12 protein-coding genes are annotated in these 10,039 nt (G+C 74.1%); 7 read left to right on the forward strand and 5 right to left on the reverse strand.

Going from position 1 to position 10,039, the window contains the following annotated elements; translation table 11 throughout:
- Window positions 1–53 precede the first annotated feature (53 nt).
- Together ACI6PP_RS11140 and ACI6PP_RS11145 are read left to right on the forward strand one after the other, a co-directional pair.
- The gene (locus tag ACI6PP_RS11140; RefSeq protein ID WP_421111647.1) at window positions 54–860 is read left to right on the forward strand and encodes an alpha/beta fold hydrolase; all 807 of its coding nucleotides are present in this window, start codon (window positions 54–56) and stop codon (window positions 858–860) included.
- A 116-nt stretch (window positions 861–976) separates the two neighbouring features.
- The gene (locus tag ACI6PP_RS11145; protein WP_421111649.1) at window positions 977–1,528 is read left to right on the forward strand and encodes a PepSY domain-containing protein; all 552 of its coding nucleotides are present in this window, start codon (window positions 977–979) and stop codon (window positions 1,526–1,528) included.
- A gap of 54 nt (window positions 1,529–1,582) precedes the next feature.
- On the opposite strand, the gene ACI6PP_RS11150 is transcribed toward ACI6PP_RS11145, so the two are convergent.
- Window positions 1,583–2,566, reverse strand: a complete 984-nt coding sequence (locus ACI6PP_RS11150) for a glycosyl hydrolase family 18 protein (RefSeq protein ID WP_421111651.1) — start codon at window positions 2,564–2,566, stop codon at window positions 1,583–1,585.
- 38 nt (window positions 2,567–2,604) lie between these two features.
- Between ACI6PP_RS11150 and ACI6PP_RS11155 the strand changes: the two genes are divergently transcribed.
- The gene (locus tag ACI6PP_RS11155) at window positions 2,605–3,024 is read left to right on the forward strand and encodes an ASCH domain-containing protein (RefSeq protein WP_421111652.1); all 420 of its coding nucleotides are present in this window, start codon (window positions 2,605–2,607) and stop codon (window positions 3,022–3,024) included.
- Here the strand turns inward: ACI6PP_RS11155 and rraA are convergent.
- Together rraA and ACI6PP_RS11165 are read right to left on the reverse strand one after the other, a co-directional pair.
- Window positions 3,021–3,539, reverse strand: coding sequence for a ribonuclease E activity regulator RraA (gene rraA / locus ACI6PP_RS11160; RefSeq protein WP_421111653.1), 519 nt, complete (start codon window positions 3,537–3,539; stop codon window positions 3,021–3,023). The genes ACI6PP_RS11155 and rraA overlap by 4 nt on opposite strands.
- Before the next feature lie 98 nt (window positions 3,540–3,637).
- Complete coding sequence (locus ACI6PP_RS11165) at window positions 3,638–4,516, reverse strand: DUF4349 domain-containing protein (protein ID WP_421111654.1); 879 nt, start codon at window positions 4,514–4,516, stop codon at window positions 3,638–3,640.
- A 122-nt stretch (window positions 4,517–4,638) separates the two neighbouring features.
- Between ACI6PP_RS11165 and ACI6PP_RS11170 the strand changes: the two genes are divergently transcribed.
- Window positions 4,639–5,688: an aldo/keto reductase gene (locus ACI6PP_RS11170; RefSeq protein WP_421111655.1), complete on the forward strand. Its 1,050-nt coding sequence runs from the start codon at window positions 4,639–4,641 to the stop codon at window positions 5,686–5,688.
- Between the two features lie 102 nt (window positions 5,689–5,790).
- On the opposite strand, the gene ACI6PP_RS11175 is transcribed toward ACI6PP_RS11170, so the two are convergent.
- A complete protein-coding gene (locus ACI6PP_RS11175) occupies window positions 5,791–6,969 on the reverse strand; it encodes a 4-hydroxybenzoate 3-monooxygenase (protein ID WP_421111656.1) in 1,179 nt (392 codons plus the stop codon).
- Window positions 6,970–7,001: 32 nt separating this feature from the next.
- Window positions 7,002–7,778 carry an IclR family transcriptional regulator gene (locus tag ACI6PP_RS11180; RefSeq protein WP_421111657.1) on the reverse strand — a complete coding sequence of 259 codons (777 nt, stop codon included), beginning with the start codon at window positions 7,776–7,778 and terminating at the stop codon, window positions 7,002–7,004.
- A gap of 81 nt (window positions 7,779–7,859) precedes the next feature.
- Here ACI6PP_RS11180 and pcaH point away from each other — a divergent pair, with 81 nt between their 5' ends.
- The 3 genes from pcaH to ACI6PP_RS11195 are packed head-to-tail and all read left to right on the forward strand — an operon-like array spanning window position 7,860 to window position 9,870.
- Window positions 7,860–8,645 carry a protocatechuate 3,4-dioxygenase subunit beta gene (gene pcaH, locus ACI6PP_RS11185; RefSeq protein WP_421111658.1) on the forward strand — a complete coding sequence of 262 codons (786 nt, stop codon included), beginning with the start codon at window positions 7,860–7,862 and terminating at the stop codon, window positions 8,643–8,645.
- Complete coding sequence (gene pcaG / locus ACI6PP_RS11190; RefSeq protein ID WP_421111659.1) at window positions 8,642–9,196, forward strand: protocatechuate 3,4-dioxygenase subunit alpha; 555 nt, start codon at window positions 8,642–8,644, stop codon at window positions 9,194–9,196. The genes pcaH and pcaG overlap by 4 nt, the downstream gene beginning before the upstream one ends.
- Window positions 9,193–9,870: a 3-oxoacid CoA-transferase subunit A gene (locus ACI6PP_RS11195; RefSeq protein ID WP_421111660.1), complete on the forward strand. Its 678-nt coding sequence runs from the start codon at window positions 9,193–9,195 to the stop codon at window positions 9,868–9,870. Before pcaG ends, ACI6PP_RS11195 begins: the two co-directional genes overlap by 4 nt.
- Window positions 9,871–10,039 lie beyond the last annotated feature (169 nt).

Here is a 10,039-nt window from a genome sequence, read left to right on the forward strand (position 1 = left end):
CGGGTCGAGATTCCGGTCGGCGTCCGGGGGCGTCCTGGACCAGGGTGGTGCGCGTGAGCGACTCCGAGACGACGCCCGGCTGCTGGTACCGCGACCTCGGCGGCGACGGCCCCGTCCTGGTCCTGCTCCACGCGTTCCCGCTGTCGTCGCGCACGTGGGAGCCGCTGGTCGAGGCGCTGGACGGCGTCCGCGTCGTGCTGGTCGACCTGCCCGGGCTCGGCCGCAGCCCCGTGCCCGACGGGCCCGCGACGATGGCGCACGCCCGCGACCTCGTCCTCGGCGTGCTCGACGGGATCGGTGTCGGACGGGCGGTCCTGCACGGCGTCTCCACCGGCGGGTACGTGGCGCTGGCGGTCGCCGCGCACGCGCCGGAGCGGGTGGCGGGCCTGGCCCTGGGCAGCACGACGACGCGACGGATCGAGCCCGACGTCCCGGACGAGCGTCTGGCCACCGCCGACGAGGTGGAGCGCTCGGGGTCGACCGGGCCCGTCCGCGGCTCCGCGGACGACGGCCTCGGCGCCACGGCGCACCGCGACCAGCCCCACCTGGTCGACCTGCTGCGCTCGATCATCGACGGCGCCGACCCGCGCGGCGTCGCGTGGATGGCCCGCGCGATCGCGTCGCGCGACGACACCACCGACGCCCTGCGCGACCTGGAGCGCCCGGTCCTGCTGCTGTTCGGTGACGAGGACGAGGGCACGCCGCCCGTCCGCGGCGAGGAGATGCGCGACGCGCGCCGTCCCGGCTCGGACACCGAGCTGGTCGTCCTGCCCGGGGTCGGGCACCTGACCGGTCTCGAGCAGCCTCGCCGGGTCGCCGACGTGCTGCTGCCGTGGGTGCGTCGCGCCTGGCGTCCCTAAGACGTTCCTCACGGACGTCTCACGCACCGCTCACGCGCCACCGGTGTGATGGGGACCAGTCAGCAGGACACCGCACCACCGGCGCAGACGGCGCCGACACACCACAGGAGACCACCATGCGCCGCACGACCCTCGCCACTGCCGCCTCCGGCCTGATCCTCGCCCTCAGCCTCACGGCCTGCGGCGACGACGACTCCGTGTCCAGCGAGGACCGCGAGCGCGCCTCGGCCGCCGCCATCGAGGCCGTCGGCGGCGGCCAGGTCACCGACGTCGACAAGGGCGACGGCGACGACGACTACGCCTACGACGTCGAGGTCCAGTTCGAGAACGGCAACGACGTCGACGTCGAGCTCGACGAGGACTTCAAGGTCACCAACAACCCGCCCACCGCCGCTGCCGCCGCGCCGACCGAGTCCGCGGCGCCCACCACGGCCGCGCCGTCGGCCGCCGCGACGCCCACCGTCGACGACGACCAGCCGCTGACCGGCGACACCCTCGCGAAGGCGTCGGCCGCGGCGATCAAGGCCGCCGGCGGCGGTCGCGTGACCGACTCGGGCACGAGCGACGACGCCGACCACGCCTACGAGGTCGAGGTCCGCCTGGACAACAACGAGGACGTCGACGTCGAGCTGGACGAGAGCTTCAACGTCACCAAGATCGACCGCTGAGCCCCACGCACCACCCTCGACGCCCCGCCCCGGACCTCCGGGCGCGGGGCGTCGTCACGTCAGTGGGTCGGACCGGCCCAGCGACCACAGGGCGAGGCCGTGCAGGTGGTGCGACGACGCGAGCTCGCGCCGCACCCGCCACGACCGGGCGTCGGACCACCAGACGCGTCCGCCGCCGGCGAGCCGTCCGGTCCACTCGCCCTGCCGGGCGTCCCAGCGGTCGTGGTGCGCGACCTTCCGGGCGCGGCGGTCGGACACGACCGTGCCGTCGCGCCCCTTCGGCCAGGTGTAGCCGTAGCCGGCGACCCCGAGGTCGACCTGGCGGGCGGGCACCTGCCGCAGCAGCGCACGCAGCGTGCGGCGCACCCAGGGAAGGCCCCCGACGGGACCGGCCCCGCTCCACGTCGGGCCGTGCTGGTCGTAGGCCATCAGCACCACGCGGTCGAGGCGCCGGGCCAGGGCCGGGAGATCGTAGCCGCGGCGGCGGTACCCCCGGGTCGAGGTGCTGGCCATGACGGCCATGCTCAGCGAGGCGTCGGCGGGCAGCCGGCGTCGCAGCTCGGCGACGAACCGCGTCAGGCCCCGGCGGTCGCCGGCGCCCAGCGACTCCAGGTCGACCTGCACGCCGTCCCAGCCGCCTCGCCGGACGGTGGCGGCGAGACGGCGAGCGACGCGTCGACGGTTGGCGTCCGAGCCGAGCAGTCGTCGGGCGGCCACCGGGTCGAAGTCGCCGATCGCGTCGGAGTAGTTGGCCACGAGCAGCTCGGTGCGCAGCCCCTCGCGGTGGGCGCGGGCGCGCAGGGCGCGGACCGGTGCCGTGGGACGTCCGACGCCGCGTCCCGTCGCGCTGATGTTCACGCCGTCGACGCCGACGGTGGTGAGCGCCCCGGCGTCGCGGGTGATCGCGGCGGCGTCGCCCTCGACGGCGTACCCGGTGACGGCGAGCGGGTCCTGCTCCGCCGCGACGGGTGCGCCGCCCGTCAGCATCAGCGCGCACGCGGCCGTCAGCACCGCGACGAGCACCGTCCTCCACCTCACCGGGACATCATGCGCCCTCGCGGTGGCAGGGTGGGTGCATGGACGTCGACCGCCTGCCCGTCGCCGAGTTCGCCTTCCCCGGCCCTTTGCGCGACGCGCTGGTCGCCGCGATCCTCGACGGCTCGAAGACCTCGACCGCCTCGACGGTGGAGGCCTACGCCGTCGACGGCGAGCCCCTGCCGCGCGTGGGCGAGCTGGCTGCGCTGGTGGACTCGGCCGGGCGGCGCGTGGCGGTGATCGAGACGACCGAGGTGCGGCGAGTCCGGCTGGCCGACGTCGACCTGCAGCACGCGGTCGACGAGGGCGAGGGATATCAGAGCGTCGAGCAGTGGCGCGAGGGGCACGTGCGCTTCTGGCACTCGCGGGAGAACCGGGCGGAGATGCGCGACCCGTCCTACACGGTCGACGACGACACCGAGCTCGTGCTCGAGCGGTTCGTCGTGGTCGAGCGCCTCTAGGCGAGCAACGAGCTCGCGACGACCAGCACGCCGTCCGCGTCGACGAGCACGTGGTCGTCGGTGGTGAAGGCGACGCCGCCCGCGTGCACGGGCACGTCGGACTGGCCGGCCCCGGTCTTGCTGCTCTTGCGCGGGTTGGAGCCGAGCGCGACGACGCCGAGGTCGAGCGTGGCCATCGCCCTGACGTCGCGGATCGCGCCGAGCACGACGACGCCGGCCCAGCCGTGCTCCACCGCGGACGCGGCGATGAGGTCGCCCACCAGCGCGCTGTGCAGCGAGTGCCCGCCGTCGACGACCAGCACCGCGCCGCCGCCGTCGGTGGCCAGCGTCGACTTCACCAGCGCGTTGTCCTCGTAGACCTTGACGGTGCGCACCGGCCCGCCGAACGCCTCGCGCCCGCCGTACGACCGCAGCTGCACGTCGCACGAGCGCGCGTCCTCACCGAGGTCGTCGACGACGTCGGCGGTGCCGACCCGTCCGGCGGCGAGGTCGGTGAGCAGCGTCGCGGCGTCCATGCCCCCGACCCTAGAGGAGTCGCCGAGATACGGCTTCTGCACCACCGGGCGCCGTCGCGTGGTGCAGGAGCCGTATCTCGACCACTCGGTGGGCCGGGTCAGGCGGGGGTGGGGCGACGACGGCGGAGGCGACGGACGGCGACCGCGACGGCCGCGGCGGGCACGCCGAGCGCCACCATGAACGGCAGCAGCGCGCCGACGGCGGTGGTGGCGCCCGTCCACGCCGCCGCCAGGGCCGACCACCCGGCCCCGAGGCCCGCGAGGAAGCCGGTGCGGTCGTCGGACGGGGCGGCCGCGGACGTGCGGCGCACCGACACCTGGATCGTCGCGGTGTCCGCGCGGGTCCTCAGCGACGCCTGCTGGGCCTGCAGCGACTCCAGCTCGGCCTGGCGCGTGCCGAGCTCGGACTCGAGCTTGATCACGTCGCCGATCGCCTGGGCGCGGGAGAGCAGCGTCCGGATGCGGTCCAGGCTCGCCCTGGCGCTCGCGACGCGGCTGTCGACGTCCACCACCTCCTCGGTGACGTCGACCGCGGTCTGACGGCGGTCGACGACGCGTCCCTTCCCGGCGAACCCGGCCATCGCCTCGTCGAACGACGCCGTGGGCACGACGAGGCGCAGGGTCGTGCGGTCGAGGCCTCCGTCGTCGTCGGTGCTAGAACGCTCGTCGGCGACGTACCCGTCGAGGGCGCTCGCCGCGTCCAGCACGTCGGCGCGGGCCTTCGCGACGTCGCCCGTGGCGATCGAGAGGGACCCCTTGCGCTCGATGCGTCGCTGCTGCAACGAGGTCGGCGAGCCGGAGGCGGACGCCGCGGACGCGTCCTCGGAGCGGCCGGCACCGGACTCGGCGGCCACCTCCCGGTCGGCGGCCGACCCCGAGCTGTCGGACGACCCGCCCGAGCAGGCGGTGAGCCCGACGAGCGCGACGACGGCGAGCGCCGCGACGCGGCCGCGGGCGGTGGTGGACGGACGGGTCATGGCAGCCCCCTGGTTGGCGTTCGACCGCTGCTGGTCGTGACGAGGTGACGGTGCGACGCGGCGGTCCCCGTCCCGGTTCCCGTCGCCCTGCGTCGCGTGCGCCCCCGACCTACGTTGGCGGCATGGACTACCGCAGCCTCGGACGTACCGGAATGATGGTCAGCCCCCTGTGTCTCGGGGCGATGATGTTCGGGGAGTGGGGCGAGCCCGACCACGACACGTCGATCGGGATCATCCACCGCGCCCTCGACGCCGGGATCAACTTCATCGACACCGCCGACGTGTACTCCCGTGGCGAGTCCGAGGAGATCGTCGGCAAGGCGCTCAAGGGCCGCCGCGACGACGTCGTCCTCGCCACCAAGTTCCACGGACCCATGGACGTCGCGATGGGCGAGACGGGCGACCCGCTCCAGCGCGGCAACTCGCGCCGCTGGATCGTCAAGAAGGTCGAGAACAGCCTGCGCCGCCTCGGCACCGACTGGATCGACCTCTACCAGGTGCACCGCCCCGAGCGGGAGACCGACGTCGAGGAGACGCTGTCGGCCCTGACCGACCTGCAGCGCGCCGGCAAGATCCGCGCCTTCGGGTCGTCGACGTTCCCCGCGCACGAGGTGGTCGAGGCGCAGTGGATCTCCGAGAAGCGGGCACTCGGCCGGTTCGTCACCGAGCAGCCGCCGTACTCGATCCTGGTGCGTGGCATCGAGGCCGACCTGCTGCCCGTGGCCGAGCAGCACGGCCTCGGCGTCATCCCCTGGAGCCCGCTGGCCGGGGGGTGGCTGACGGGCAAGTTCCGCAAGGGCCAGGACGCGCCGCAGAGCAGCCGCGCGCAGCGGATGCCCGCGCGCTACGACCTCTCCGACCCCGGCAACCAGCGCAAGCTCGACGCCGCCGAGCACCTCGCGCTGCTGGCCGAGGAGGCCGGCGTGTCGATGGTGCACCTGGCCATCGCCTTCGTCCTGCAGCATCCGGGCGTCACCGCGCCGATCATCGGGCCGCGCACCATGGAGCAGCTCGAGACCCAGCTCGGCGCCGTCGACGTCCGGCTCAGCCCGGACGTGCTCGACCGCATCGACGAGATCGTCCCGCCGGGCGTCACGCTCAGCGCCGCCGACGCCGGCTACCGCGCGCCGGCCCTGACCGACCCGTTCCTGCGCCGCCGTCGCACCGCCTGACGCGCCCCACCGCGTCGTCGAGATACGGCATCGGCACCACGCGACAGCGCCCGGTGGTGCAGAACCCGTATCTCGGCGACTCGGTGGGGGTGGGGGTGGGGGTCAGCCGCGGTAGCCGATGGGCAGGCCCGCGTAGTTCTCCGCCAGGCCGGCCGCGCCGGCCTCGCTGGAGGTGACCCACCGCAGCTGCGAGAGCTGGAGCTGCTCGTCGAACGGGTCCCCGCTGGTGTGCAGCATCGTGGTCATCCACCACGAGAAGTGGGTGCAGCGCCAGACGCGGCGCAGCGCGTCGTCGGAGTAGGAGTCGGCGAGGCGCTCGTCGCCCTTCAGCAGCGCGACGAGCGCGGGCGCGAGCACGCCGACGTCGGCGACCGCCAGGTTGAGGCCCTTCGCACCCGTCGGCGGGACGATGTGCGCGGCGTCGCCGGCGAGGAACAGCCGGCCGTGGCGCATCGGCTCCATCACGAAGCTGCGCATCGGCAGCACGCTCTTGTCGGTGATCGGGCCGGGCGTCAGCTCCCACCCGTCCTGGCCGTGGCCGAGGCGGGTGGCCAGGCCGTCCCAGATCCGGTCGTCCGACCACGCGGCGACGTCCTCGCCCGGCGGCACCTGCAGGTACATCCGGCTGACCGACGCCGACCGCATGGAGTGCATCGCGAACCCGTCGGGGTGCCAGGCGTAGATCAGCTCGTCGGTGGACGGCGCCACGTCGGCGAGGATGCCGAGCCACGAGTACGGGTAGGTCCGCTCCCAGGTGCGGCGCAGCGGCTCGGGGACGGCCGCACGGCTCGGGCCGAACGACCCGTCGCAGCCCACGACCACGTCGGCGTCCAGGCGGACGGCCGCACCGCCCGCGTCGGTGTAGGTGACGAACGGGTGGTCGGTCTCCACGTCGTGCACCGCGGTGTCGGTGACCTCGTAGACGATCTGCTGGCCGGCCGCCTCGCGGGCGCGGCCGAGGTCGAGGGTCACCTCGGTCTGCCCGTAGAGCCAGATGCTGCGGCCCACGAGGTCGACGAAGTCGAGGTGGTGGCGCTCGCCCGGCCACTGCAGGTAGATGCCGCGGTGCTCGTCGCCCTCGCGGTGCAGGCGCTCGCCGAGGCCGACCGAGTCGAGCAGGTCGACCGTCGAGCTCTCCAGGATCCCGGCGCGGATGCGCGACTCGACGTACTCGCGCGTCCTCGTCTCGACGACGACGGACTCCACGCCGTCCGCCGCGAGCAGGTGCGACAGCAGCAGCCCCGCGGGGCCGGCTCCGACGATGGCGACCTGGGTCCTCATGGGTCCATCAGACGCCGCGGGTGGACGGGCGGCTACCCGCGTCTTCCGTCTGGCGGAAGCCCGACGGTCAGCGTCCGCCCGATGCCCTGCGCGGCCACCTGCAGCGCCGCGACGAGCCGCGGGCGGTCGCGCTTGAGGCTCGGCACCACCACGCCCAGGGCCGCGACGACGTCGTCGCCGGCGCTGACGGGCACCGCCACCGAGCACGCCCCGAGGCTCATCTCCTCGCTCGTCTGCGCGTAGCCGTCGCGGCGGACCCGGGCGAGCTCGCGCTGCAGGCTGCCGGGCTGGGTGACGGTGAACGGCGTGACGCGGGTGAGGTCGTGGAGCACTCGCGTGAGGACGGCCTCGGGCGCGTGCGCCAGCATCACCTTGCCGACTCCGGTGGCGTGCATCGGCAGCCGCGAGCCCACCTGGCTCACCACCGGCACCGACGCACGTCCGGACAGCCGGTCGACGTAGAGCACCTGGGTGCCGTCGCGCACCGCCAGGTGGACGGTGGCCAGGGTCGCGGCGTAGAGGTCCTGCAGGAACGGCGAGGCCACCTGGCGCAGGTCGGACTGCACCGGTGCGAGCAGCCCGAGGTCCCACAGCCTGCGCCCCACCTCGTAGTCGCCGTCGGCGCGGCGCCGCAGGGCACCCCACGCGACCAGCTCGGCGACGAGCCGGTGCGCCGTGCTCAGCGGCAGGTCGGCCCGGTCGGCGACGGCCGTCAGACCGAGCCGGCGGTGCTCGGGGTCGAACGCGCCGAGCACCGCCAGCAGACGCGCGGACGCCGTCCGCGGCTGCGACGCGTGGTCCCGGGGCACGTCGCACAGGATAGGGGAGGTGCTTCCGTCTGACGGAAGTCGCACCTCGGCGCGTCACGGCGGACGGCCTACGGTGCTCGCGTGAGCCAGACCACCCAGCAGCCCGCGACGTCCTCGGACGCGGCGATCGCGACCCAGGACGAGATCAGCGCCGAGATCGCGGCGGCGTCGACCCCCGGCGGGCCCCAGCCGCGGCTGGACTTCGGGCCGTACCGCAGCAGCCTCCTGCGTCACCCCACCAAGGACCTCCGCCACGCCGACCCCGAGACCGTCGAGCTGGTGTCGCCGGTGTTCGGCCCGCAGGACGTCGACCCGCTCGAGGCCGACCTGACGATCCAGCACGGCGGCGAGCCGATCGGCGAGCGCATGGTCGTCACCGGACGCGTGCTCGACGGGGACGGGCGGCCCGTCCCGCACCAGCTGGTGGAGGTCTGGCAGGCCAACGCCTCGGGGCGCTACATCCACCAGCGCGACCAGCACCCCGCACCGATCGACCCGAACTTCACCGGGGTCGGCCGCTGCCTCACCGACGCCGACGGCACCTACGCGTTCACCACGATCAAGCCAGGCCCGTACCCGTGGAAGAACCACCGCAACGCCTGGCGTCCGGCGCACATCCACTTCTCGGTGTTCGGCCGCGCCTTCACCCAGCGCCTGGTGACGCAGATGTACTTCCCGGGCGATCCGCTGTTCGCGCTCGACCCGATCTACCAGGCCATCACCGACGAGGCCGCGCGCGACCGGCTCGTGGCCGCCTACGACCACGACGTCACCCGGCCCGAGTGGTCCACCGGCTACCGCTGGGACATCGTGCTCGACGGCGCGGACGCCGTCCGCTTCGAGACCGACGACGAGGACGACGCATGAGCCTGCCTCCCACGCCCGGCCAGACGGTCGGCCCGTTCTTCGGCTACGCCCTGCCTTTCGAGGGCGGGCCCGACCTGGTCCCGGCGTCGCACCCCGAGGCGGTGCGGCTGCACGGCCGGGTGCTCGACGGCGCCGGGGATCCCGTCCCCGACGCGCTGCTCGAGCTCTGGCAGGCCGACGCCGACGGGACGGTCGTGCAGCGCCACGGCTCCCTGCACCGGGACGGCTACACGTTCACCGGCTGGGGTCGGGCGGCCACCGACCGCAGCGGCGGGTACCAGTTCGTCACGGTGCGCCCGGGGACGTCAGAGCCCGGACGTGCGGCCTTCTTCTCGCTGGTGGTGTTCGCCCGCGGACTGCTCGACCGCCTGCACACGCGCGTCTACCTGCCCGGTCAGGACGCCCTGGCGTCCGACCCGCTGCTCTCCTCGCTCGACGACGAGGGGCGTCGGGGACTCGTCGCCGTCGAGGACGCGACCGGCCTGCGCTTCGACGTGCACCTGCAGGGCGACCGGCAGACGACGTTCCTCCGCTACGGTCGGACCCCATGAGGGCCCGGGTCTGTGAGTCCGCGGACGAGGCGGTGGCCGACGTCGCGGACGGCGCGACGGTGCTCGTAGGTGGGTTCGGCCTGGCGGGGATGCCGTTCACACTGGTCGACGCGTTGATCCGCCAGGGGGCGCGTGACCTGACGGTGGTGTCGAACAACGCCGGGAACGCCGACGTGGGGCTGGCCGCCCTGTTGGCTGCGGGTCAGGTGTCCAAGGTGGTGTGCTCGTTCCCGCGTCAGGCCGACTCGTGGGTGTTCGACGGGTTGTACCGGGCGGGGAAGGTCGAGCTCGAGGTCGTGCCGCAGGGGAACCTGGCCGAGCGGATGCGTGCCGCCGGTGCCGGGATCGGGGCGTTCTTCACCCCCACCGGGGCCGGGACGATGCTGGCCGAGGGCAAGGAGACCCGACAGATCGACGGGCGCCTACACGTCCTGGAGACACCCCTTCGCGGTGACGTGGCGCTGATCGCGGCGCACACCGCCGACACCGCCGGGAACCTGGTCTACCGCAAGACCGCCCGCAACTTCGGACCCGTCATGGCCACCGCCGCGGCCACCACGATCGTCGAGGTCCAGCAGGTGGTCGAGGCCGGCCGGATCGACCCCGAGCACGTGGTCACGCCGGGGATCTACGTCGACCGCCTCGTCCGCGTCGAAGCAGAGGAGCGAGCCTGATGACCCGGACGAAGGACCAGATCGCGGCGGCGGTCGCTGCGGACATCCCCACCGGTGCGTACGTGAACCTCGGCATCGGGCAGCCCACCACGGTCGCGGACCACCTCGACGTCGGCCACGGCGTCACCCTGCACACCGAGAACGGGATGCTCGGCATGGGCCGGGCCGC

The sequence above is a fragment of the Solicola agrisoli genome (assembly GCF_049059935.1).
Taxonomy (GTDB): Bacteria; Actinomycetota; Actinomycetes; order Propionibacteriales; family Nocardioidaceae; genus JAURVT01.

Excerpts from the sequence above, each read along its gene's own strand:
- ACI6PP_RS11145 (WP_421111649.1), top strand. The coding sequence starts at position 977 with ATGCGCCGCACGACCCTCGCCACTGCCGCCTCCGGCCTGATCCTCGCC.
- ACI6PP_RS11155 (WP_421111652.1), top strand. The coding sequence starts at position 2,605 with ATGGACGTCGACCGCCTGCCCGTCGCCGAGTTCGCCTTCCCCGGCCCT.
- rraA (WP_421111653.1), bottom strand. The coding sequence starts at position 3,539 with ATGGACGCCGCGACGCTGCTCACCGACCTCGCCGCCGGACGGGTCGGC.
- ACI6PP_RS11165 (WP_421111654.1), bottom strand. The coding sequence starts at position 4,516 with ATGACCCGTCCGTCCACCACCGCCCGCGGCCGCGTCGCGGCGCTCGCC.
- ACI6PP_RS11170 (WP_421111655.1), top strand. The coding sequence starts at position 4,639 with ATGGACTACCGCAGCCTCGGACGTACCGGAATGATGGTCAGCCCCCTG.
- ACI6PP_RS11175 (WP_421111656.1), bottom strand. The coding sequence starts at position 6,969 with ATGAGGACCCAGGTCGCCATCGTCGGAGCCGGCCCCGCGGGGCTGCTG.
- pcaG (WP_421111659.1), top strand. The coding sequence starts at position 8,642 with ATGAGCCTGCCTCCCACGCCCGGCCAGACGGTCGGCCCGTTCTTCGGC.
- ACI6PP_RS11195 (WP_421111660.1), top strand. The coding sequence starts at position 9,193 with ATGAGGGCCCGGGTCTGTGAGTCCGCGGACGAGGCGGTGGCCGACGTC.